Origin of the sequence: Xenorhabdus ishibashii (genome assembly GCF_002632755.1) — a bacterium.
GTDB lineage: Bacteria > Pseudomonadota > Gammaproteobacteria > Enterobacterales > Enterobacteriaceae > Xenorhabdus > Xenorhabdus ishibashii.
This window is the reverse complement of record NZ_NJAK01000002.1, coordinates 212,653-237,808: the sequence shown is the minus strand read 5'-3', so window position 1 is coordinate 237,808 and position 25,156 is coordinate 212,653. Positions and strand designations below refer to the sequence as shown.

General features: G+C 38.3%; 22 protein-coding genes. 9 read left to right on the top strand and 13 right to left on the bottom strand.

The annotated features are described in order from the left end of the window. Window positions 1–132: 132 nt before the first annotated feature. Window positions 133–1,236, bottom strand: a complete 1,104-nt coding sequence (locus Xish_RS16695; RefSeq protein ID WP_099118952.1) for an alkene reductase — start codon at window positions 1,234–1,236, stop codon at window positions 133–135. A gap of 341 nt (window positions 1,237–1,577) precedes the next feature. On the opposite strand from Xish_RS16695, the gene Xish_RS16690 reads away from it, so the two are divergent. Beyond that, window positions 1,578–2,489: a LysR family transcriptional regulator gene (locus tag Xish_RS16690; protein WP_099118951.1), complete on the top strand. Its 912-nt coding sequence runs from the start codon at window positions 1,578–1,580 to the stop codon at window positions 2,487–2,489. Here the strand turns inward: Xish_RS16690 and Xish_RS16685 are convergent. Continuing rightward, window positions 2,486–3,622 carry an MFS transporter gene (locus Xish_RS16685; RefSeq protein WP_099118950.1) on the bottom strand — a complete coding sequence of 379 codons (1,137 nt, stop codon included), beginning with the start codon at window positions 3,620–3,622 and terminating at the stop codon, window positions 2,486–2,488. The genes Xish_RS16690 and Xish_RS16685 overlap by 4 nt on opposite strands. A 175-nt stretch (window positions 3,623–3,797) precedes the next feature. Beyond that, window positions 3,798–4,235 carry an ASCH domain-containing protein gene (locus Xish_RS16680; protein WP_244186197.1) on the bottom strand — a complete coding sequence of 146 codons (438 nt, stop codon included), beginning with the start codon at window positions 4,233–4,235 and terminating at the stop codon, window positions 3,798–3,800. A gap of 149 nt (window positions 4,236–4,384) precedes the next feature. Here Xish_RS16680 and Xish_RS16675 point away from each other — a divergent pair, with 149 nt between their 5' ends. Next, window positions 4,385–4,786 carry a DUF2946 domain-containing protein gene (locus Xish_RS16675; protein ID WP_099118949.1) on the top strand — a complete coding sequence of 134 codons (402 nt, stop codon included), beginning with the start codon at window positions 4,385–4,387 and terminating at the stop codon, window positions 4,784–4,786. A gap of 77 nt (window positions 4,787–4,863) precedes the next feature. Continuing rightward, complete coding sequence (locus tag Xish_RS16670; RefSeq protein ID WP_099118948.1) at window positions 4,864–6,864, top strand: TonB-dependent copper receptor; 2,001 nt, start codon at window positions 4,864–4,866, stop codon at window positions 6,862–6,864. 38 nt (window positions 6,865–6,902) lie between these two features. Here Xish_RS16670 and Xish_RS16665 read toward each other — a convergent pair whose 3' ends face one another. Next, the gene (locus Xish_RS16665; protein ID WP_099118947.1) at window positions 6,903–7,406 is read right to left on the bottom strand and encodes a MarR family winged helix-turn-helix transcriptional regulator; all 504 of its coding nucleotides are present in this window, start codon (window positions 7,404–7,406) and stop codon (window positions 6,903–6,905) included. 184 nt (window positions 7,407–7,590) lie between these two features. Here Xish_RS16665 and Xish_RS16660 point away from each other — a divergent pair, with 184 nt between their 5' ends. Both Xish_RS16660 and Xish_RS16655 read left to right on the top strand, forming a co-directional pair. Beyond that, the gene (locus tag Xish_RS16660; RefSeq protein ID WP_099118946.1) at window positions 7,591–8,238 is read left to right on the top strand and encodes an EamA family transporter; all 648 of its coding nucleotides are present in this window, start codon (window positions 7,591–7,593) and stop codon (window positions 8,236–8,238) included. A 28-nt stretch (window positions 8,239–8,266) separates the two neighbouring features. Continuing rightward, a complete protein-coding gene (locus Xish_RS16655) occupies window positions 8,267–8,863 on the top strand; it encodes an NADPH-dependent FMN reductase (RefSeq protein ID WP_099118945.1) in 597 nt (198 codons plus the stop codon). A gap of 248 nt (window positions 8,864–9,111) precedes the next feature. Here the strand turns inward: Xish_RS16655 and Xish_RS16650 are convergent, their stop codons facing one another. Beyond that, window positions 9,112–9,537, bottom strand: coding sequence for an N-acetyltransferase (locus Xish_RS16650; RefSeq protein WP_208614862.1), 426 nt, complete (start codon window positions 9,535–9,537; stop codon window positions 9,112–9,114). Window positions 9,538–10,041: 504 nt separating this feature from the next. Here Xish_RS16650 and Xish_RS16645 point away from each other — a divergent pair. Together Xish_RS16645 and Xish_RS16640 are read left to right on the top strand one after the other, a co-directional pair. Then, complete coding sequence (locus Xish_RS16645; RefSeq protein ID WP_099118944.1) at window positions 10,042–13,116, top strand: autotransporter domain-containing protein; 3,075 nt, start codon at window positions 10,042–10,044, stop codon at window positions 13,114–13,116. Between the two features lie 241 nt (window positions 13,117–13,357). Then, on the top strand, window positions 13,358–14,449 hold the full coding sequence (locus Xish_RS16640) for an MFS transporter (protein WP_099118943.1): 1,092 nt from the start codon (window positions 13,358–13,360) through the stop codon (window positions 14,447–14,449). On the opposite strand, the gene Xish_RS16635 is transcribed toward Xish_RS16640, so the two are convergent. The 3 genes from Xish_RS16635 to Xish_RS16625 all read right to left on the bottom strand — a co-directional run bounded on the left by Xish_RS16635 (window position 14,444) and on the right by Xish_RS16625 (window position 16,430). Continuing rightward, window positions 14,444–14,935, bottom strand: coding sequence for an IS630 family transposase (locus tag Xish_RS16635; RefSeq protein ID WP_244186220.1), 492 nt, complete (start codon window positions 14,933–14,935; stop codon window positions 14,444–14,446). The genes Xish_RS16640 and Xish_RS16635 overlap by 6 nt on opposite strands. Before the next feature lie 22 nt (window positions 14,936–14,957). Next, a complete protein-coding gene (locus Xish_RS16630; protein WP_099116405.1) occupies window positions 14,958–15,281 on the bottom strand; it encodes an IS630 transposase-related protein in 324 nt (107 codons plus the stop codon). Between the two features lie 252 nt (window positions 15,282–15,533). Further along, window positions 15,534–16,430 (bottom strand): LysR family transcriptional regulator, encoded by an 897-nt coding sequence (locus Xish_RS16625; RefSeq protein WP_099118942.1) that lies wholly within the window; start codon window positions 16,428–16,430, stop codon window positions 15,534–15,536. A 140-nt stretch (window positions 16,431–16,570) separates the two neighbouring features. On the opposite strand from Xish_RS16625, the gene Xish_RS16620 reads away from it, so the two are divergent. Both Xish_RS16620 and Xish_RS16615 read left to right on the top strand, forming a co-directional pair. Further along, window positions 16,571–17,185 (top strand): LysE family translocator, encoded by a 615-nt coding sequence (locus Xish_RS16620; RefSeq protein ID WP_099118941.1) that lies wholly within the window; start codon window positions 16,571–16,573, stop codon window positions 17,183–17,185. Window positions 17,186–17,230: 45 nt separating this feature from the next. Next, a complete protein-coding gene (locus tag Xish_RS16615) occupies window positions 17,231–18,010 on the top strand; it encodes a class I SAM-dependent methyltransferase (RefSeq protein ID WP_099118940.1) in 780 nt (259 codons plus the stop codon). A gap of 143 nt (window positions 18,011–18,153) precedes the next feature. Here Xish_RS16615 and Xish_RS16610 read toward each other — a convergent pair whose 3' ends face one another. The 5 genes from Xish_RS16610 to Xish_RS16590 form a co-directional block, all read right to left on the bottom strand. Beyond that, window positions 18,154–19,038, bottom strand: coding sequence for a radical SAM protein (locus Xish_RS16610; RefSeq protein WP_099118939.1), 885 nt, complete (start codon window positions 19,036–19,038; stop codon window positions 18,154–18,156). A gap of 12 nt (window positions 19,039–19,050) precedes the next feature. Beyond that, complete coding sequence (locus tag Xish_RS16605; protein WP_244186193.1) at window positions 19,051–20,100, bottom strand: hypothetical protein; 1,050 nt, start codon at window positions 20,098–20,100, stop codon at window positions 19,051–19,053. After that, entirely contained in the window at window positions 20,051–20,947 is an 897-nt protein-coding gene (locus Xish_RS16600; protein WP_244186191.1) for a TauD/TfdA dioxygenase family protein, read from the bottom strand. Before Xish_RS16600 ends, Xish_RS16605 begins: the two co-directional genes overlap by 50 nt. Window positions 20,948–21,609: 662 nt before the next feature. Then, window positions 21,610–23,553 carry a pyridoxal phosphate-dependent decarboxylase family protein gene (locus Xish_RS16595; protein WP_099118936.1) on the bottom strand — a complete coding sequence of 648 codons (1,944 nt, stop codon included), beginning with the start codon at window positions 23,551–23,553 and terminating at the stop codon, window positions 21,610–21,612. A gap of 470 nt (window positions 23,554–24,023) precedes the next feature. Next, complete coding sequence (locus tag Xish_RS16590) at window positions 24,024–24,908, bottom strand: dimethyl sulfoxide reductase anchor subunit family protein (protein WP_099118935.1); 885 nt, start codon at window positions 24,906–24,908, stop codon at window positions 24,024–24,026. Window positions 24,909–25,156 lie beyond the last annotated feature (248 nt).

Sequence of the window (25,156 nt, the reverse complement as noted above, 5' to 3'; positions counted from 1 at the left end):
TCTCTATCATATCATCCGGTTTTTCAAATAATCATTTGATTTTATTAAAAAATAAAACGTATTTTTCAGCGTGATAGCTTTGGCTAATAACAGTGGCGCTACTGAAATTATCCAGCTTAGCTACCTATAAAATTAATAATTTGCCTTCAACCAGTCGGTATATCCTTTTGCTCCATTACCGTAATAGGCATCATTATTTGCATCAACCAATTCAATACCGTATCTCAAACGCTCTACCAAATCAGGATTAGAAATAAACGGACGCCCAAAGGCAATTGCATTCACTTTACCTTCCGCGCGACGGGAAATCGCCATTTCAAGGTCATAATTGTTATTACCGATATAAGCTCCGTCGAACAATGATCTGAGTGCATCCAGATCAATACCCTCAGGAATATCACGATTTTTTCCCGTTGTTCCTTCAACGAAATGGAGATAAGCCAGTTTGAATTTATTGAGTTGCTGAATCAGATAGCGATATGTCGTCATCACATTACTATCAAGTGGAGTGTTTCCTACTTCTGTTGTCACTGGCGACAATCTAATACCAACTCGACCACCACCCCAAATATGGGTTACAGCATCAACAACTTCAAGAATCAATCTGGCTCGGTTTTCAATTGAACCACCGTATTGATCAGTGCGGTGGTTAGTTGAATCACGCAGAAACTGTTCCAGGAGATAATTGTTAGCAGCATGAATTTCTATCCCATCGAATCCTGCACGTTTAGCACATTCTGCTGCATGTCTATACTGTTCGATAATATCGGGGATTTCGTTGGTTCCAAGTGCACGTGGTATGGAGGCTTTCTCTATACCACGCTTGGTAAAAACATTACCGTCTGTTTCAATCACAGATGGCGCTACCGGCGCTTCTCTATTTGGTTGAAGTTCAATGTGTGAGAAGCGACCGACATGCCACAATTGCATGACAATCTTGCCACCAGCAACATGAATCGCATCCGTGACTTTTTTCCACCCTGCCACCTGAGCGTCTGTCCAAATACCAGGCGTCATAGCATAACCGCGTCCCTGTGCTGAAATATTGGTTGCTTCTGAAATGATTAAACCGGCACTCACACGCTGAACATAATATGTAACATTTAGCTCATTTGGAACTCCCTCCTCATTCGTGCGACCACGTGTTAAAGGTGCCATAACAATACGATTGGAAAGTTCAATTTCTCCTAATTTGGTAGGTGAGAAAAGATCGGTTCTAATACTATTATCGATCATAATATTTCCTATTTTTTAATGCCTGAAAAATTAATTCCCATCAAACCACTTATTATGTCTTTTTGTAAAGGAGAGCCGAAATAAAATTCGTGGGTTAACGGTATTAATCAGATACCTGAACTTATTATCATCATTCCCTACGATACTGAATGAAATAATGTTTACCATGAAGAAAAATTAAATATAGAAACAATCGCATAATAAAATTATTATGCGTTGCATATATTCCCTACCCTTGCATGTTAATTTATTGATCTTTAATATGAATCACTTGACCCCAGTTATAGATAATATAGGCTGAGTTTTTAATTAATACATTAGCTGAACAAATATTCCTGATTATGCGTAGAATGGATCATTTTAGTGGGATAACAGCGTTTGTTACAACAGCACAACTAGGGAGTTTTACTGCTGCGGCAGAACGCCTTGGTTTGACAAAATCTGCTGTAGGTAAAAGTGTTGGGCGACTTGAAGATCGCTTAGGAATTAAGCTTTTTCAACGTTCAACACGAAGTTTGAGTTTGACACCTGATGGAGAAGCCTTCCTGATAAATTGCCAAAACGCTATTGATATTCTTGAACAGGCTGAATCTAAACTTACTTCACATATTACCCATCCTTCAGGACGACTCCGCATTGATTTACCAGCCGCTTTTGGTCGTCAGAGGATACTTCCTGCGCTTTTGAAAATTACCCATGATTATCCTGAATTATCATTGACTGTTTCATTCAGTGAACGCTTCGTTGATTTAATTGAGGAAGGCATTGATCTTACTGTACGTATTGGTGAACTTTCTGACAGTAGTGGTCTGGTTGCCCGTAGATTAACGACCCAAAAACTCGTTATTTGTGCAGCGCCAGAGTATTTATCTCTTAACAATGAACCTAAAATTCCCGAAGAATTAAGCCAACATCGTTGTATCGTGGGATTTCGTAGGAACCAGCCAATATCTTGGTTATTGAAGGAAAAGAACGGTAAGGTAAAACGTTATACTCCACCAGCGACTTATGAATTTGCTGATGGAGATGCAATGTTTGAGGCTGTTCTGGCAGGGTGTGGTTTTGCACAACTTCCATTATGGATGGTGGGAAAATACCTTGAAAGTGGCGAACTCAGAGAGGTATTACCCGAATATTCAGGTATAGAAATCCCAATTAACGCGTTATGGCCGCAAAACCGTCAGTTGTTACCCAAAATACGCTATGTTGTAGATATTTTGGTTGAAATGGCGGAAAGCGGCTTATTGAATTAATTTTTAATGTAAATACTGAAAAAAGCCATTAAGGAAAAGAGGATGCTGCTCAAGAAAATCGCGTGCACTCCGAATTGTGCAAGAAACCATCCGCCAGCTACAGATCCAATGGTAATGCCCAGATTCGAAAAAGAAATATAAAGGCTGTTAGCAAATTCAGGAGCTTCATTTGCTTCCCGCAGAAGCCATGTCTGACTGACCATCAGCCCAGCAGAATGCAGCCCACCCCAGAAAACTGTTAATATACACATTACTATCGGTAAGTATCCTAAATACCAGATTTGGATATAGAGAATAATTAATAAAATAGGATAGGCATAAGTTGTCATCATCACATTTTTTTGTAGCAAATTGCTAAAAACAAAGTTGCCTATAAATCCACAAATACCAAATAGTATTAAAATTATACCGATAGAATTCTTATTAAAATGAGTAACTTTTGCCAGATAATCAGCTATGTAGCTGAAACTTGAAAACATCGCGGAAAAAATCAATATCACGGTAGAAATTGTCAGCCATAACTTTCCTTTACGCAACACACGTAATTGTTCAATACTAATACCACGTTTTATAGCGGGAAGAGAAGGAACAAATAATAGAATACCAATAAAAGCCAGAGCACAAGTAATCGCGCCAAAATAAAACGCTGCGCTAAGTGAGAGGTGCTCTGCTATAAATGAACTCATAGGCATTCCTAACACCATTCCCACCGTGACTCCAGCAAAAACTGTTGCTATTGCCCCTGCACTTTTTTCTTTAGGAACGGCATTTGCTGCAATCACAAGAGCAATAGCAAAGAAAACTGCATGCACCAAACCTGGAAGAATTCTGAATAACAGCATCAAATTAAAGATATCTGTTGTAGCATATATTAGGTTAGAAACGATAAATATAAAGAGAATAATAAGAAGAACGTATTTCTTGTTATATCCAGAGAGCATCAGAGTAAAAAATGGTCCCGTTACAGCGACCACAATGGCATAAATACTTACCAGAAAACCAACCTGAGTTGGCGTCACATGCAATTGTGCTTCAAGTTGTGGTAGCAATCCAATAACGGCTATTTCGGTAGTAATAACCCCAAAAACCGCAATTGACAAGGCTAACAACAGGATAGAACTTTTATTTTGCATAATGGAATCTATTCAACTTTAAAGAAGTAAGCAAAAAGAGGTAAGCAATATGATGACAAACTTCCAATAAGAACAGAAGGATACTTTCATCTACTATCTGTAGACATAATTTCTTCAATGATTTTTTTATAAATTTAAAGCCGCAATGTTGCGGCAATAATAGGTAAGACGATATCTATAAGGGAATGTTTTCGACGATGTTTTCAATTACCTTAAATTCGATCACAACAATTTCCATATCTGGTGAAAACTCCTTTATCCCCTCAAAAAAACGTTGATGTTCTACTTGCCAATGAAACAAGCTTCTATCTCCCTCACCTTCTTTCCATGCCAGTTCTTCAGTCATTTCAGAAAATTGCATCAAGTGCATGGCAGTTATTCTGATAATACAAACTGGATTTTCTTTACCGTCGAAGACAATATAGTGATTACCAATTGTAATTTTGTTATCGTCCGACTCATAAGAGTGAAACGAGCAAGTTGTTGCTGTTTTTATACCCTTGGCAACCAACTTAGCCAGTTCATTATACATGGAAGGAGAATCACCAAATACCCAATGACCTGATTTTGGATATTTGTTTTCAATTAAGTTCATGACTTTATTTTTTTTCATATTATTATTTTGCTGATGCTCTTTATGTGGGTTTGGGCAATTAGGATAGCACCACAGAATAAGTTAGTATCCCAAAATATTTCAACAACCTCCATTTAAAATGCAGTAAAATTAGCCCTCAATCGTAAAAACTGATCCGGATCATTAGCTTGTTATCGCTTTTTCGCCTCTCACAAAGTCGAACACCTGCCATCTCCGCCTTACTGGCGATTTTGATGTTGTTCATTGCACCAGTGGTATCAAAAACACTGGCGCAACACCGTGAAGGAATAAAAAGCGGGACAAATCACCGCATGTCCGTGTCCGATATGCAATCGATACATACGATGAATCATCATGGTATGGATCATGTACATATGGGATTGATGGATGATATCGCTTGTGGTTACTGCCAGCTTCTGATTAATCTGCCATTATTAGCTGGTGGTTTTGTTCCCTTCATTCTACGAACACTAGTAGTATCCCGAACGCCACCAGCATCGAGCTTCTGTGGCCCAGTTATTCGGCTCTTTTACGGTGAATCACAACCACGCGCCCCACCCCTTAATTAGTCTTTTTTGAAATAAACCATTTTATTTTCCTTGCCTTATGTAGTTTGTACGGCAAGTTACTAATTAAGGAATTTTTTATGTCTGCTACACAATTATTTCATATATCGCCACTGACTGCAGCTTTGGCTATCGCGTTCACTATGCCAACCATTGCTTGGGCTGCCAATATGGAACAACATACCAAAGAAACTCGCATTGCTGATGATCACGATGAAGCTGTGATCACTGTAACTGCACCAGCAATTTCACCACTTGAGGTAACCTCTTCACTAAAAAAACCTCGCCAACCCGTACCTGCCAGTGATGGTTCTGATTACCTGAAAACCATTCCTGGGTTTTCACAGATCCGTAACGGTGGCACTAATGGTGATCCGGTATTCCGTGGCATGTTTGGTTCTCGTCTGAGAATGTTAATTGATGACAGTGAAATATTGGGCTCTTGCGGTGGCCGTATGGATGCGCCAAGTTCTTATATTTCACCAGAAAGTTATGACGTTTTGAGTTTAGTCAAAGGCCCACAAACCGTACTCTGGGGTTCGGGTAATTCGGCGGGAACTATTCGTTTCGAGCGTGTTCGTCCTCAGTTTGAACAATTTGGTGCTCAAGGTAATGTCAGCACAGTTGTTGGTTCTAATCGTCGCTGGGATGGTAATGCTGATCTCAGTATTGGTAATGAACTAGGTTATATCCGTTTGATTGGAAACAAATCTCGTTCCAATGATTATAAAGATGGTGATGGTAATCACGTTCCTTCTCGCTGGGATAAATGGAATACCGATATCGCTTTAGGTTGGACACCTGATGACGATACGTTACTGGAATTAAACGCTGGACAAGGTGATGGTGAGGCACGTTACGCCACACGAGGAATGGATGGTTCTCAATTCAAGCGAAAAAGTCTTGGTGTGCGTTTTGAAAAAACTAACATTGGTGAGGTGTTTGATAAATTCGAATCTAATTTCTATTACAATTACACCGACCATGTTATGGATAACTATTCCATGCGTCATTCAAAAATGAAAATGGCCTCAGAACCCGATCGCCTGACAATGGGTGGTCGTATGATGGGAACTTGGATGTGGGAAGATTTCAAGTTACAGAGCGGTGTGGATATGCAAACCAATATTCACCGTACTAATACCAATCGTAAAATGGTCGAATCTGAAAGAAATGGGTGGATGAAAAACGCCCGTTTCCGTGATTACGGTATTTTTGGCGAATTAACCTGGGATGCAACTGAACAGAACAAAGTTATCAGTGGTGCGCGTTTGGATCATGCGACGGTATATAAATACTCCACCCAACAAGAACGTAAAGAGACTCTGCCAGCGGGCTTTATTCGGTTTGAACATAAACTGAAAGAGACGCCTGTGATGCTGTATGCTGGTATTGGATATACCGAGCGTTTTCCTGATTACTGGGAGCTGTTTTCGGGTAAAGCGGGTGAAAGTGCCTTCACTGGTATAAAATCTGAAAAAACAACCCAGTTGGATATCGGTGCGCAATACAATGATAACCGCCTGAAAGGTTGGATATCAGCGTATGTGGGTAAGGTGAATGATTTTATCCTGTTCGATTATAACAACAAGAACTCCCTGGCTCGCAATGTAAATGCCACCACGATGGGCGGAGAAACGGGGGTTGCTTATAAGTTTAACGAAAATTGGAAAACTGATGCCAGCCTGGCGTATTCTTGGGCACAAAATATCACTAGCCATCGTCCCTTGCCGCAGATCCCACCTTTGGAAGCCCGTTTCGGCTTGACTTGGGAACATGGCGACTGGACTAGCAATGGTTTGCTGCGCCTGGTGAATAGCCAACACCGAGTGGCAATCAATGAAGGTAACGTTGTAGGCAAAGACTTTGATCGTAGCAAAGGCTTCGCCATTCTATCTGCACATGCAACCTATCAGGTGGCAAAAAACATTCAAATTAGTGCTGGTATTGACAACATTTTTGATAAAACCTATAGCGAACACCTTAATCTGGCAGGAAATCAAGGCTTTGGCTATTCCGGTAACACGGCAGTAAACGAGCCTGGACGTACTTATTGGGCAAGAATGAATGTTAAATTCTAATATTTTCTATTCTTAGGCCTCTCTCGCCCTGATTTACATCAGGGCGAGTCTTTTGGGGTTGGCTCATTATCCAGCAACCAATGTCGTAAAAGCGTTGCAAGTTGCTCTTGTTGAGTTTCTGTCAATGGCTTAAGAATTGCTTTTTGGTTCTCCAAATGGCTTTCCACAGCTTTGTCTATCAATGTCTTCCCTTCTGGGGTCAGAAAAATCTTGCAACTACGCCGGTCTTCCTCGTTAGCAATACGTCCAATCAATCCTCGCTGTACCATATGTTCAATACGAGTACTCATTGCTCCGGAAGTTAGCATAACGGATTGATATAGTTCAGTAGGCGTAATAGGTATATTATTACGCCGTAGTGTCGCAAGGATATCAAATTCTATAGCGCTTAAGCCGTGTTCTTTGAAAGCCTGTTGCAAGCGTTGTTCAATAATTTTATTTATACGGCATAACCGTCCAATGACGCCCATCGACGACGGATCAAGGTCTGGGCGCTGTTGTTCCCACTGTATCATTAATCGGTCAACGTGATCGTACTTCATACTTTTTCCCTATCCATTTTTATTTCGACAAAAAGATACTTGATAAAAATCAATTAGGCTATTATTTTAAACTATCTTTACGTAAAGATAGTTTTTTGATGATATTTTCAATACGAAAATAATTATAAAGAGTGATTAACAAGGTAAATATCAAATAAAATTAATTAGTTATAAGGTTTTTGACATGGCAGAAGTTACAGCGGGATATCTCCCAGGTGGAACGGCATCATTGATCATGGCTTGCCAGCCTATAATTGTTATATTGTTAAGCACTTGTATATTGAAAACCTCTCTCACAATAAAACACATTATTTCGGCGATATTGGGAATTATCGGGATCAGTTTATTAGTATTGAACTCAACTACCAGTCTAAATTGGCAAGGTGTTATTGCGGGCTTCGCAGGATGCGGTTGTATGGCTTTAGGGATTGTGCTTACCAAATATTGGAATCGCCCCAGCAACTTATCATTACTAAGTTTCACCGGCTGGCAATTAACTCTTGGAGGATTAATGTTATTGCCTGTTACTATTTCCATAGAAGGTTTACCACAACATCTTACTGTAACTAATATTCTTGGTTACAGCTATTTATGCATAATTGGTGCTGTATTTTCTTATATTATCTGGTTTCGAGGCATTGAAAAGTTACCTGTTGTGACAATCTCTTTTCTGGGATTCCTCAGCGCTCTATCTGCTTGTATTTTAGGGTATTTATTTCTAAAACAAACGTTTTCCTTACTACAAATATTAGGGTCATGCACAATCATTATCGCTGTTTGGCTTTCGATTCCCCGAAATCAGATAAGAAAAAACCATAACACTACAGTTTAATTAGCTATTAAAAATAACAGGAAAATCAATGAAACTTACTATAATTTCAGGCAGTCAACGCCCAGATTCTCTCAGCCAACGTGTAGCTCACTATTTGCAGAAATTAAGTAGTGAATATGGGTTTACTGAAATAGAACTTTTGGATCTCTCCAGTGTAGAATTGCCATTACATGACGGTTATACAACAGATATATCAGCGGAATCTCATCCCTGGCAGCCGATTGCACAACATTTAAGAGAGAGTAAGGCATTTATTTTTATTACTCCAGAATGGCATGGAATGTCAACTCCGGCGTTGAAGAACCTTCTGTTACATTGTTCTATAGCAGAATTAGGCCATAAACCAGCATTATTGGCGAGTGTATCAAGTGGAATTAATGGTGTTTATCCTCTTTGCGAATTACGGATGACAGGTTTTAAAAATAATCATGTTTGTTTTTTACCTGACCATTTAATTTTCCGTCAAAGTGAAAATTTAATTTCAAACGAGCTAATTTGTAACGATGAGGTATTTGAAAGCCGTATTAACTATACGCTGAAACTACTTAAGTTTTATGCTAAAGCATTGGAGCAAGTTCGTGAAGATGTTGGTGAAGAAAGCAAAAATTATCTGTATGGGATGTAAGTAAACAATATTCAGTTCCTTATGCATAAAGATCGGCTCAAAAATTTGAGCCGAGCGTAAAACGAACACTTAAACATCTACATACCGAATGATGACTGTATAAAAACACAGTACACCGTATTTTTGGCATTTTTGTTTAATAACAGGCCAATGTTCGATCTTATTTCATCCGATTTGATTAAGAGGTCAACTCTTAACAAATTTCCACTTCGCAATTAGGTGACGTTTTCACAATATAAATGTGCCATCTACCTTTGTAAGCACATAAAATATTCTTGGCATCCAGTGTGTTCATCTATTTCTTCGCTAACAACATAAAACCCTTGCGATAAGTAGAATTCGTAACTTGCTTGGTTTTGCCGATAAACCGATAACGTGAGTTCAGTTCTTCGGTTTTTAGCATCATCCACTAATGCCTTGCCAATTCCCTGCCCCTGTTTATCTGGTGATACAAAAACTGCGGCCAAGTTATTTTCGTGAAGTGCATAAAAACCGACAATATTAGAATTTTGCACATAAACATACACTTCTGAAGTCGGAATATAGATATTCCTCATGTTTTTGACTTGCGATTGCCAAAATTCAGCCCCCACAAAACCGTGGGCTTTAATGGAGGCTTCCAACCAAATAGATAAAACCGTATCCATATCTGCTTTTGTAAATGGTCTGATCACTTTTGATATCCTCGTGATTTACTCTACTTTCGATGTAATAGCGGTTCCAATTTGTTGCACAGTTGCAATTACCCCTGATGCATACCTGCGGCTCTCACGTTAACAAAAGGCAAACTATAATTGGGGGCGAGATGCTTATCGCAATTCATACAAAAACCACAAACTAATAACATTCAATTAATTCATATCACACCAAAATTATGCCACTTCAAAGGAATTTTAAACAGAATAATGTTATTTGCATGATCTTTATTGTTGCAAGAAAGTTGCAATAAAGTTAATTTCCAGCTTGCATTTTGCGTTTAATTATTATGCTATAGCAATTTGTAGGCAGAAGATATTTATGGTCTATATTGTAGATAATTCAAAATAGCTCATCTCACCATAGCCTACTTGTTACATCTTAATTATTGTCATCGGTTTTATTAATAAGGACTTTTCAAGGAGCGACGTTCCAGACAGCGAATTGAAAGTTGCCACTTTTTGAAAAATGGAATCTCTATTATGAAAAAAAACAATTCGGCACGACCGATTTTTCTGTGGATAACATTATTTTTTGGATTATTACCTGTTAATGTTTCAATGGCCGCTACTGAATATCAGGAACAAGGTAAGAAAAACTCACCAAATAGTTGGTTATCAGATGAATTTAATCATCAGTGGGGATTGGCCGCTATTGGTGCCCATTATGCTTATGCTCGTGGTTACACAGGAAAAGGTATTAATGTTGGTGTATTGGATGAAGCCGTTACCAATCATCCTGAATTTGCAGGCAAACTGAAAATTCTAAGCCCAGAAGATACCTGGAATTACGATAAAGACCCCGACACTGGGATTATCAGTTTTGGAGCTCATGGTAACCATGTTTCTGGGATCATTGCAGCAAACCGAGACGGCAAGGAAATGCACGGTGTGGCGTTTGATGCGGGTTTGGTTACCGGAAAATATTTGCAAAATTCCTATAACCGCACAGAAGCCATGATCCAAAGCAATGTACGTGTCATTAATAACAGTTGGGGAGTTCGCCCTCGCTATGAAACTGATGAAAACGGCAAACCTAAACGATGGGAAAATGGGACAGTCAAGTACTACTCAGTCAAACTGCAAGATCTCATTAATTATGTCACACCGATTAAGGATGATTTGGATCGGTTAAGCCGCTCTCCAATTCCAGAACTCGATGACTATATAACGAGAACTGCAGGCCTATTGCGTGCAGCGCGTCATGGAAAATTAGTTGTTTTTGCCGCGGGAAATGCAAATAACTATAACGTCACTTGGTTACATGCGGGTATGCCCTACTTCTTCCCTGATGCATTGAAAAACTACCTCAGTGTTGCCAACCTGACCAGAGAAAACGAAATTAACGTTTCATCAACGCGTTGTGATTATACTGCCAGTTACTGTTTGTCCGCACCAGGAACAAAAATTTACAGTAGTACGGGAAAATTCGTTTCCAAGGTGAATGGAAAAATCGACGAAGATGCTTTCCAAGATGGTGAAATTACCATTGATCCTACCTACGATGCCTACACAGGGACATCAATGGCATCGCCACATGTGGCTGGAGCCGCTGCTGTCTTAATGCAACGTTTTCCCTACATGACTGCTGGACAAATCGCTGATGTCCTCAAAACCACGGCAACTGATTTAGGTGAACCAGGTTTGGATGACATGTATGGGTGGGGAATGCTGAGCCTGAAAGATGCTATTGATGGTCCAAGGATGTTCATCACAGAAAAGGATATTCCCAAGAAATTCTATATTCCTGGCTCTTATTCTGAAATTCAATTTATCGCCAATATTCCAGGTATTGGCGGCATAGTTGAGAAAGGCACGACTGTAGAACGAGTCTGCAATGGTATTGAATGCGCCTATGACAGTTGGGGTAATGATATTTCCGGTCACGGCGGATTAACGAAAATCGGTAACGGAACACTCGAACTTGCCGGTAAAAATAGCACCTATAAAGGGCCAACTATGGTGGAACAAGGCCGTTTACTGGTTAGCGGCTCCATAGCTTCGGATGTTACTGTGAAAAATGGCGCAATGTTGGGAGGAGATGGTACAGTCGGTTCACTATTAGCCAATTCCGGCGCCAATATTGCACCCGGAAGCTTAAGTACCAACTCTGGCCTAAGTTCTGGCGGTACGCTGAAAGTTGATCGTGATGTTACTTTCCAAGCTGGTTCGCGCTATCTGGTAGAAGTTGTACCAAATAGCCTGGGTCATAGTGATCGTATTATCAGCAATGGCTTAGCAACGTTGAAAGGCGGTGAAGTGCAAGTCACTCTGGAAAATAGTAGTAACTTGTTATCGCAGCAGGAAGTTCGTAGTTTGCTTGGGCAGCAATATAATATTCTGCAAGCAAACCTTGGTATCAACGGCAAGTTTGCAACCGTGGTGCCAAACTATTTGTTCGTTGGCACTGAGCTTAGTTACCAAACTAATCGAGTGATGTTGGATATAAAACGTAATTCCACCACATTTGCCAGTTTAGGAATGACTGCTAATGAACGTGCGGTTGCTAGTGCCGCTGATAATCTGAGTTTTGGCCATCCGGTTTATGAAAGTATCTTGATGTTTGATACAGCGGCGCAAGCGCGTCAAGCATTTCGGCAACTTTCTTCCGGGCAGATCCATGCTGATATTGCTGCGGCACAAATCAATAATAGCCGCTATATGCGCGATACTCTGAACACCCGTTTGCGTCAGGCTCATGGTGGAACCATTGAACAGGATATCAAAGCGGATAAAAACGGCTCTTGGGGACAAATAATAGGTAACTGGCAACGTGCCAATGGTAATAGTGAAGCCAATGGTTATCGTGTATCCAACTATGGCGTGTTATTAGGAGTGGATAAAGAATTGAGTGATGATTGGCGATTTGGTGTCGCTACCGGATATACCCGCTCTTCTTTGAATGGTGGATATAATACTTCAGCACGCAGTAACAATTTTCATTTGGCTCTATATGGCAGCAAACAGATTGATGCTTTGGCATTGCGTGCCGGAACTACTTACAGTTGGCATCGTTTTGATACCAAACGTTCGGTTGCTTTTGGTCATCAATCTGACAATCTGAAAGCGAAATATGGTGCTCAGACCGGTCAATTGTTTACTGAGGCAGCTTACGGAATAAATACTTCTTGGCTGAATTTGGAACCATTCGCCAACCTATCTTATGTTAATTTCCGTAATGAAGGCATTAATGAACATGGCGGTGCTGCTGCACTGAACGGTAAGAAACAATCGAAAAATGTAACCTTTTCCACATTAGGTTTACGTGTCGATCAAAAATGGCAGACCGAAAATGAAATCACTGTAGGAGCATATGGTGAACTGGGTTGGCAACATCAGTTTGGCAATGTAGATCGTGACACTAAATTAAGTTTTAGTAATAGCGATACCACGTTTACTGTCAACAGTGTTTCAGCCGCACAGGATTCTGCTGTCGTTAAGGCAGGTACGCAATTGGAAATTAATAAAAATACTACACTATCATTGGGATATAGCGGTGTTTTATCAGACAACCATAAGGATAATAGTGTATTCCTGAACGCCAATTGGAAATTTTAGTTAATAAAAAATTAACTATTTTTTCGATAACCGAAACTCACTGTTGGCAATGACTAGCAGTGAGTTTTCCTTCATATTTTCATTGATTTTTGCTTACGATAAAAATCATTTCTTCTGACTGATCATAAAACTTAGCTAAGTTGCTGTCCTGATCCTGATAGAGCAGATCAATTGCCATATCTAATAATCCTTACTTTTATCAAATACCAACCCCACTTCTTATATCTAAGGAGGCTTAAATATGCCACCACGTACTCTTCTATCTATGATATTACTTATATTTTCACTTATTGTATTTTTCATTGGTGCGACAGAATTTATGTTGTCCCCTATGCTCAAGCCCTTGGCTGATGCGTTTAGAACAACAACAGACAAAACCACTTGGCTGGTCTCTGGTTATGCCCTTGCCTATGCACTGGCAGCACCGATTTTTGGCTGGTTGTCCGATCGGATAAATCGGCGCAAATTACTGCTGGTATCCTTGCTATTTCTGTCCCTTGATGGACTAGCATTAACGATAGCCCCCAACTTGGAGATTGCAATTGGGTTACGTATTTTTGGTGGTATTGCTTCTGCCGCTTTGATTCCGACCATTTTTGCGCTGGCCGCAGAACTATTCCCACCGAATAAACAGGCAGTGGCGATGGGAATTGTCATGCTTGGTATGACAGCCGGAATTTCAGGAGGTCCTATTTTTGCCGGTGTTTTAACAGAGTTATTTTATTGGCAGATGCCATTTTTAGTGAATGCAACAGGCTGTCTTCTGCTCTATTTTTTAAGCAAAAAATTTTTAAGTAGAAAATACTTTTCAAATCAGATTTATAACCTAAAAGCAGTTCACCAAAGGGCAATATTTCAATTTAGATACCAGAGGAACTTAATTCGCCCTCTTGTGGCAAAAGGATTTTGGAATGGTACAGCAGTATCTGCTTTTATATTAACTGGAGAGGTTTTAAGACATCATTACGATTTGGGAACAGGGGCGGTTGGTATCTCTGTTTCTGCATTTGGTATCGGGCTTGGTTTGGGTAATCTATCCGTAAGTCTTATGAAGTACCTGAATATCAGAGCTGAATGTGCACTTTTGTTGGTAATAGTTTTACTTTTCATTACCTGTTCTGCATTTATGCTATTGCCCCTGTCTTTGCTTTTTAGCCTGGCTTGTCTGATGTTATGGGGATCTACACTTGGCTTTGCTGCTCCGGTAAGCACTTCGATTTTGGCAAATCGGGCAAAGCAGTATAAAGGTCAAATATTAGCTATCTCAGAAAGTTTGAACAATCTAACCATTTTGTTTTTACTTCCAATAATTACTATAGCAGAATCATCATAACCTGACATATTCAATATGCTCCGTAAACAACTCATCAACCGAACATCTTTTTTGCCTCCTGATCACTTTTGCTCCGCCCCATTTGTGTTCTATTGGGTTCAAATCCGGACTATAAGCGGGAAGCCATTCCAGTTGACATCTGCTGTCTGCTATCGCTTGTGCCGTATCATTCCGTTTATGGAAAGATGCATTGTCCATCACTATCACGGCGCCGTGTGGAAGCTTTGGCAGCAAATCTTGTGTCATCCACGCATAAAAAACATCGGCATTAATATTCTCGGTAAACAAGCTTAAGGTGACGAAGGTATTTTCGAGAATGGCACCAATGACGTTGATACGGCCTTTTGCGTGCCAGTCATGCGAACCAAAACAGCGTAACCCTTTTTCCGAATAGCCATGTTGACGTGGCATCGCCTGAGCAAAACCACTTTCATCCAAATACACAATCGGCCTGCCAGCCCGCTCATAGTCGCTGATGCGCTCGATAAATGCCTGACGAGCCTGAAGATCAGCGCGAGGGTGTTTTAACGTTTTTTTTATGGGTGATCCGAAGCCGTTTCAAGGCATAATGAATAGCCGATTGTGAGACACCTAAACGTTTTGCTCTTTCCCATTGATAGTCATCGGGAAAGTGTTGGACATCCGCCATGAGCACTGCATCAGGGATTTTCGTGGCAGGTTTATTGCGGGTCATGCAAGGTTCTATCTGATTGCACCACCGGAACAAGGTGCGCATGGAGACTTCAAAATGTGCACTCGTTTGTTCAAAAGTCAACGAATGCTTGTCTTTGTATGCCAATACTCTCTTTCGAAAATCTAAACTGTAGCCCATCTCATTTTATGCCTTGTCATCTTAGGTTTAGATATTATGTCATATTGATATGATTTAGCTATATGTTGTTATCACAATACGGCACTGCGATAACTATGATGATGCTGGGAAGCTGTTTTATCGTGGCAATTGGGCTAACACTAAAAGATTTATTGGTGACAGTGTCACCTAATTAAAGCGCCTCAACACAAAAACCGTCAATAAATCAGGTGGATATGGTAGCCTTTAGCTTTATTGCCTTGACTAAATAGGCTAACCAGAGACACTAACAACAAGTCGGGTTTGGGTTTCATGGAATGCTTTTTTTAACCATTCAAGAAAGATAGTTTGTGGTGCATTGGCTTCGAAAATTTCTGGTGATATCAGATAATAGGCAGATCCATCTGGAATAAAACCATAAGGTGCCTTTATTCTCTTATCACTTAATTCTTGTTCAATCATATAGATGGAGCTTATTCCAATTCCATGTCCAGCCATCACAGCTTCCAATAGAATATAAAAGTGTTCAAACCAGAGCTCATGCTGTTTTTGGATAATTTGCTTAACGCCTGACATCCAATCATTCCATGCTTCAGGACGAGTACGGGTATGTAATATAGTAAGTGGCTGGTGTGTGATAACATGATCCTCTGCGTTAGGTAAACAAATCGGGCCTATCCATTCTCTTGCCAATTGTTCAGCAACGTAGCTTTTATCCCAAAGAAAATCATTGCGACGAATGGCTAAATTTACTGAACTGCGTGAAAAATCGATATTGCCACCGCCAGAGACTAAATGAATTTCGATATCAGGATTATTTGCTTTAAATTCCATTAGCTTGGGAATGAGCCATTTCATCATAATCGTGGGTTCACATGAAACAACTAATGGTGTTAATTGTGAAGTTTGTTGAAGATCATCAATTGTCAATGTCAGTAATCCAAATGCTTGTTGGCAAGCTTGTTTGAGTTTTTCTCCTGCCGGCGTTAAAAAGATCCCCCTATTTCTCCGTTCAAACAATATTACCCCTAAAGCCGTTTCTAATTGTCGGATCTGACGACTTACAGCGCCCTGTGTTACGAATAATTCTTCCGACGCTTTGACTAAATTTTGGTAACGGGCTGCTGTTTCAAATACCCGTAGTGCATTTAATGAAGGAAGATTTTTCATTACTCTCCTTTCTGAGTAGTTCTGCGTATTATCGTTGATTTTTTCTCAATCATTCTAGCGTAAATTAATCGTTATTCTTTAGTCAAAAAAATCAACAGAATAAGTTAGTAAAATATGACAAGTGATGATTAGAGGACATAATGACAGAGTTAATTACTATAGCCGTTATTACCATTCTTGCTGTTATCAGTCCTGGAGCTGATTTTGCGATGATTACTCGTAACAGTTATCTTTATGGCCGACGAGTGGGCATAATAGCGGCGTTCGGGATAGCGTCAGGAGTCTTGGTGCATGTTGCTTATTCCATTCTGGGTATTGGTATTTTGATTGCTCACTCCCCCAGCATCTTGCTTACTATAAAAATTGCAGGGGCGGTTTACCTGATCTATATTGGCTACAAAACTCTCATATCAAAAACAGAAGTTTATATTGATGTTAACTCAAGCAAAGATATCTCAATGGCTTCTTTTAGAACGGGTTTTCTAACTAATGTATTAAATCCAAAAACCACACTTTTTGTTGTCAGTATATTTACTCAAATTGTTTCACCATCAACTGATATTGAATTACAAATTGGTTATGGGATCTTTATGTCTCTTATGCATCTTATTTGGTTTATTGGAGTAGCAACTTTCTTTTCTCACCATAAACTTAGAGCCACAATGTTGGAAAAGCAAACCATACTCAATCGTATCATTGGCATCATTTTAATGGGATTAGGTGTTTCTTTAGGTGTAATCCCTATTACCAATTAATAAGTTACAGAAATTCAATAAAAACAATCATAAGGGATAACTATTATGCCAATCAATTTTAATGCCCAAGAAAATAGACACACTTACCTTGGTCGTGAAGCCCAACAAGAATGGTTCGATTTAATGCAGAAGCTGGTGGATCCACGCGATAAGGAGATCGCGGATATTGGTTGTGGTGGAGGTATTTATTCTTTGGCATGGCTGAAAATGGGAGCCAGAAAGGTGACTTGCGTTGACTTTTCTCAGCAGATGCTGGCTGATGCAGCGGAAAATACTCAAGGTTTGCTAAATATCGTTTTCAAACAAGGTGATGCTCTTTGCACTGGTTTACCTGATAACAGTCAGGATATTATCTTTGAAAGAGCACTTATCCATCATATCAGTCAAGAAAATAGGAATACTTGTTTTGCTGAAGCCTATCGCTTATTACGCTCTGGTGGAATGTATATTTTGCAGGACAGAACGTTGCAAGATATCCAACGCCCTGGATCACCTGAACATATTCGTGGTTATATCTTTGATCTTTATCCTCACCTACAAGATTTTGAAAATCAACGCAGGCCAGACAATGTTGAAGTGATCGGTGGATTACAATCTGTTGGTTTTAAACAAGTGAAGGTATTTTCTCTTTTGGAAAAACGCACTACCTATAAAAATTTTTTACAGTTAGCGGCAGATTTTCAGGCGCGCAAGGGCCGATCTATTTTGCATGAATTAAGTGATGAAAAAATAGCTCATCTAATCAGGCACATTGAAAAATTGCTGGGTACTGAAACGGATATTGCTGAGAAAGATTTCTGGACGATATGGACAGGGATAAAATGAAGCAAAGACGAAATTATTAACTTATTGCGACGGACGCTCCTGCCGTTAACAAATATCACCATTTTAGGCGAAATTGATATTTGATGTGGAGCGTCCATCCTATAAACTCAAACTGATACAGATTATGACGTAATAATGGCACATTACATAATTCGATATTTATTGCGAATATCTCTAACCTGAGATTTTAGTTGTCCGCAACCCCCGAAAATTTCTGTGCCATCACTTTTATCTGATATGCACTGAAAACCTGCTTCGATAAGTGCTTTGGCAAAAGACGGCATCTTGTCTGAAGGATTCAATGTTATTCCATTGATATCACTAACTTCATTTAAGTACTTTAACTTGATAATGAACGTGTCTTTGTCCACTAAATCTTTTAATCGTGCTAAATCCTCTTGGGAATCATTTATTCCTTTTAACATTAGATAATTAACAATAACAGGAACACCTGTACGGTGATGATACTCTGAAAAATGACCAAGAAGATCTTTGATACCAAATTTCGCTTTTGATGGGATCAGCATATTGCGTTGTTCGTCTGTCGTGGCATGAAGAGAAATAGAAATCATATCAAGCGGAAGATCATAAATTTTATCTCCAGCGTGACGAATACCCACTGTTGTCAGTGTCACCCTATTTGCTAATGTTTGTTTTTTGAACTCGCTTATTGCGCCGTTGATCTCTTTTAAATTCAACATTGGCTCACCCATTCCAGCAAATAATATCGTGTTAAGCCTTTGGTTATCACCTAAAGCACCTGAATGCAATAAATGTTCATTACATAACAAAACCTGATCTACTATTTGTTCTGTTGTCATATTTCCCAGCGGTTGTTGCCTACCTGTTTCACAAAACACACAACCAACAGCACAACCGTATTGACTAGATATACAGAGATAAGGCAAATGTTGATCTGTATGAATAAAGAAAGTTGATTCAACACTTTTTCTTAAATCGAAGTCATTTGCTGATAGCAAATATTTCTTGGAGCCATTTTCTGACTCTACTATTTCGCTGATTTTCATTTTTACACCTTCTCAATGTTTTTTAGCACGACGATGCGTATCAGAGACTCCGCACATTTTGGGACTAGACAGTGGCAAATTAGATTGCATGACCTCTTGATGTGTTTTAACCGGATCAAGAAATAATTGATGAATTTCATCTATATCCAGTTCGGAAAGATAACTACTATTAATCCCTCGATAGTCCTCCGGGACAGTAGTTGTGGTAGGAAAGACGAGTTGATCTGGGTATAAACGTCCACTCCAAAATTGGTCTCCTTTATCCAATGGCCTGACCATACTAGGCTCAATAAGCTCAGAAATTTTAGCATCCTCTGGAAATCTCAGGCTGTTTTCAGCGGCTGGATAGTCATGAATGACCATCCAATCGACAATATTTTTCTGTCGTTCCATTAGTGTGAGATCTTTAAAAAATGCTGTTAATACAATTGGAATAACTATCCCGCCTGTATTGCGATAATATTCAATAAAGTCGAGTCGTTTCTGTAATTGCTCATTGGTATCTAGCGCACTGACAGAAACTCTCATCTCGGCCTTAACAGCAACTAGACGTTGTGCAATCTCATCAGTCATTTTTTTAAAGGATTTGGTGATAAAGATCATTAACACCCCTTCTTTCCGTGCTAATTCAGCCATTCGTGTCGATAATGGCCAATTCCACGAAGGATCACTATTCCATCCACATCTGATGTATTTTTGCGAATCAGGTAATGCTCTTAGATCACAGGAGAAGATATCTTCATCCAAATAATTATTGACTCGTTTACCAAAGTCGATACCATTTTCCCAGCTCGAAATGGCGGAAAAACACATTCCATAACAAGCCATACTTTCTGGCAAACAACCAGTTACCACATCCGTAGTTAAGCTATTAAATGGCAAATCACCAGCGATTCCCGCTCTGATTAACATAGGTTCAGCCGGACTTAGCTCGCGCCCTTGAGTATATTTTCTATTACTGTTTCTGACCAATTGAGTAATAGATTTCTCTTGTTCTTTAGTAAGGTTCATATCAATTTCCCCCAACAATCCAACCCGGTATTTCAGGTTGGTACGATGCATCAGGATATATTTTTAATCCCTTGATAAATCTATTTCCGGTAAAACATTCACGGCGGTGTAAAAGCTGGCTATTGTCATATAGCAACAAATCACCTTCTTCCCATTGATGTGAATAAATATTTTCTGGTGATAAAATCTTATCTAAAATGGATTTTTTGAGGATGTCAGAGTTTGGTAAAACTTCTTCATCGCGGAAAAATGCGATAGTATTTTCACTGACATAAACATAACGTTTTTTCGTTTGCACATTTTCAAGAATGACAGGATGGGCAACGGTAATATGGGGTACATTGTCATGTGAAGAAGCAGGCTGACGAGTAGAATATAAGTTACTCAGTACTGACACTTCATCAGGGGTAAAAGCGAGATGATTTACTGATGTTGAAGCGAAAGATGTATTACCACCGCTAAATTGCACGACCTCACCATATAAGATGCTAACTGAAGCAGGGTTAATCCTAAATTCCTGATCAGAATGCCAATAATCGGTATCATTTCCGGCAAAACCCAATAGCTCGCCATGACTATCACGAAGATTAGTCAAATAAGCGACATATTTTCGGTTGTCTGATAACGAAATTTTTCTGGCTGGTTCTTCGAGTTTTCCGCTTCCTATTTGTTTTGCAAAATTTACCAATACTTCATCATCCATCTTTTGATTCTTGAAAATTAACAGAGCATAATTTGATAAGTATAATTTTATTTTTTTATATTCTTCTGATGATAAAAATGAAACATTTTGGCAGGTTATATAAGCACCAAAACTTCCTTTAATAGGCTCAATTATAAGTGACATATAATTATTATCCCCATAAAAACATTTATTTAATTGAACATTGTCAGCCATTGGTGAACACTGGTGGTTTTATCTTTTTATTTACACAACTCCTTGTTTATTAAAACAATCAAACAATTTGACAGACATGCTTTTTATCAAAATAACCGAAAACAATAATGATAAGCATTGTTAAACACCTTATCTTGCTGTTATTGTTTTTAATAATACCAAATGTCTTATGTGTTCATTTTTTAATTACATCAATCTTCATTAATATTTAATAATGCTTCTTATTAACTCTATATATCAGTTGTACTTAATTAATTTATAATTATTCATAAAAATATTAATAAAAATAACCATGTTTAATGTTTAAAAGTTAAACTTATAGTCTCATTACATGTTAATTTAATACAGTAATAATTTTTTGATTTAAACATCAATAACTTCAGTTCGCATTTAAAATGTTTTTATTTTGTGATTATAATCACATTATTATGTATATTGATTGTTTATTTTTTTATATTTCTTTATTTTTCATATAATTATAGGGTAATGATTTTTTATTGATTGTATTAGGAAAATAAATAGCCAATCGGATATCTTATGAGAAATAAAAGAGAAATGTCTGAAATAAAAAAGAGCTTAGGTAAATGCAAGCTCTTTTTGGGAATTAAAAAATTATTTTCAATTAGTTAAATAGTACTGGTTAATATTTAATCTTATATTTATTAACCAATAAATGATGTATCCAGAGATAACCTTAATATAGCTTTTTTCTCTTCTTCATCCACAATCTGGATTAGTTTTTTAACAAAGATAGCTTGAAGCTGTTGCCAGAATTCTTCAAAATGCTCTTCATTGCGTAAACAATAAGTCATTACCGCTGCTCGCAGCACATAGATATTGCGAACTTTCTCCCATTCACTACGACTAAAACCACACCTCTCTGCATAGTGCCATGGTGTATCACCATATTCTTTATAATCTAATATGGTTGATGATGTGAGAAAATCGTTGGTATAAGCACGCCCTGTAGAGTATGAGCAAAGCTCATATAAACGTTTGTTGAGCGCATTATGATTGTTCAGACTTTCATTACCAATTTCTTTGAACGTAAAATTTATCATATGAAAATCAGGAGATGGAAAGGTATGCACTTCAAATCGATGTTTACCGATTTCTATTGGCGACAGGTTTGCCAATTTATTTAACAGTCTTTGTGCTGTAACAATGCCAGCAGCAATTATTTTTCCATATCCATTAATATTCAAAGGTAGCAGACGATGTGCAGCCCAAAGTGCCGCTGCCGTTGCTCCCGATTTTGAACCTTCCATGATGGATGAACCAAGAATTCCCCGATTGATGGTATTTGTTTTATCATCATTATCTTCAAATACATATGCTGCATGCGAAGAGATTAATTTGAGAATGCGTTTATCTTTCATGCAAATAGCGCCCGCTGCATATTGAATGAAGCCAACTTTATGCGGATCCACAGTAATCGAGTCAACTTCTTTCAATGCCTTGAAGCTCTGGTAAACTTCAGGTTTTGGCCAACTAATATTTTCCGGCATGATCCCCACTGAACGGTGATAACTGGCTAGTTCATCATATTCTACAAATTCTCCCTGCTCATTCAGGAGCATGGAACATGCATATCCCGCATAAGCGGCATCCACGTGAATATAGAATGACTCACCATAACGTTCCTCACACTCTTTCCTCAACGCAATAATTTCATCAATCCGATCAATGGCTCCAACTTCAGTCGTTCCCACTACAGCAATCATTGCCAGGATTGGCTCACCTTGTTCAATTAATTCAAAGGTGATTTTCCGCATTTGGGCAATATCAGTTTGATAATTCTCATTTACAGGTAATGAGATAATGTTTTCTTGACCAATACCGAAAATATCTGCGGCTTTCATCCAGGAATAGTGCTTGGATTGAGGAACCAGTAGTTTGCCTAGAATTTCCGCTTTAACACCAGTACCACGACATGTCATCTCGCGAATTTCTTCAAAGAGTCCACGTTTTTGCAATTCGGTAATCAAATCCAAAAGTTCAGTGGTTGGCATATTTTTCAATTGCCGAGATGTCTTATGGTCGATGAGATCTTTTGCTTTAGAATGTTGAGATATCGCAAAAGACAACGTTTTTAAATTCCTGGCTACCCACAACCCCTCATAGTTAGCAACTGTACCACCAGACGTAATATGTCCCCAGGATTGCTGAGGGTTATAGCCAAACATGCGGCAAAGATCTAATCCTGATTCAAGCTCTAATTCAGTTGTTGTCGGGGATGCTTCATAACTACAGTTATTCGGGTTGTACATCATGGCCATAACGTAGGCAAGATTAGAAACCATCAAGGTATCACTGCTGATATGGCCTTGGTAACGGGGGGAAAAGAAAGGAATAGACGTGTTTTTCAGTTTTGCTGATAGCTGATTTAAGATCCCTTCTGTACAATAAAGCGTTTCTCTATAGTCATGTTCATAGCGATCAACGGATGTGGTCAAGGTTGAATCTTCGGGGTGAAAACCTGAACGCCAATGCAAATGTTCGCTTACTGCATAATCCATCATCTCCCTAAAAAAAACAGCGTTTTCTGATTTTGGTCCCAAAAACAATGCATCTACATTTAAATTAGGATGAAATTGTTTAGTCATAATCATATAACCTTTTAATTGATTCTTTTTGCCTTGTCTTATATTAAATTTTTATAAAATATTTAATATATTTGTTTTTATTTTCTGTTTTAACGGAAAATGTCTTGCGGAGATAGTAAAACCCCCACAATAACTAACTGAAAATACACTGTTTAATTTTCGATCATTGCGGTTGCATAAAAAGCAATCTGCAATATTATGCCGAATAAATCTATTTTATATAGATATGAAAAATAATTCTTATAATATTAATTGTAAGTTAATAATTAATTTTAAATTTGTGCGCCACCACAAAAAAATGAAAATAACACCTTATAATATTCATATGAAAATATTTCTTTTGAAATTATAAATATGGTTACTTTAGCGCATAACGGAAACCGTTACGTTGTCACAGTTTCCGTTATATCGAAAGAAGAGTGAAAAATGGGATAATCAATTGAGACAGTGTGAATGACCTATCATACGTTTCACATAATAAAAAATGTATATTGATTGATCAATTCAGCAACAAACATGATGGCCGCTCCGATAAGAATAAAATAATCGTTACCAATCAATGCATTACACTTTTCCTTCCATAAGGAAAAAGTCCAGATGACCATTGCAATAATATACAGACACCATGAAATCATTCTTAACCCAAAGGCGCTTTTGATTTTAAATTCAGCTTGAAGTGGAAAAATAACATTATCATTAACGATTGTAATTTCTGATAACCATTCCATATAAGCAGGTTGCTCAATCAGTCGCATGGTGACACTTATGAAAACAACCAGCAAAGCTGCCATTACTAATTTGGTGGATAATCTTCCTCGAAGATATTTTCCTAAGGGGTAGGAAATAAATGACAACGCCAATGCAGGCCCTAATGTAAATACTGCGCTATAAAATAAAAAGTAGGTATTCATGTTTGCCCAAGTGATCATGGCACTATTAACATAAATAATTGCCATATAGTAAAGGTCAATTAAACCAATAACCCCAATTACCAGCATAATATAAATATATGCGCGCTTTGTAATCACAGATAAAAGTATATATAAGACCAATAAACCAAAGTAGATGACCGCAAAAATTGTTTCTATTCTTACCCATTTATGTATTACGTTCTGCAATGCGTGATAGACATTAAATCGTTCTATAATGTTCAAAGAAGCAACTAGTCCTATCCCTGCTAATGCGCTACTGACTAACAATGTCCTTAATAATATTTTTTGCACCAAAATGGTTACTGAATGTTGCCATATGTTTGATTCATGTTTAATCCAGTATGTATAAAGCCCGCTCATTAATACAAGTCCCACCGAGCTTTGTGCTATCATTGTAAATGCAATTAATGACCATTCACTCATGTCATAATCCTATTCCATATATTTGTAACCAAATAACACCATCAATGCGTATTGTATCAATATATTCTTAATTCAATTTCATTTTTATTAAAATATTATATTGAATGGCTAAGATTTTACGCAAGCCAGACGTTAATACAAAAAAATTATTTTTTCCACAGGTGATGATAAATACCGCGATTAATGGCAGTATCTTGCTCTTATCAGGGCAACCTAAATATGTTAAATTTACACATATCAATCACTTC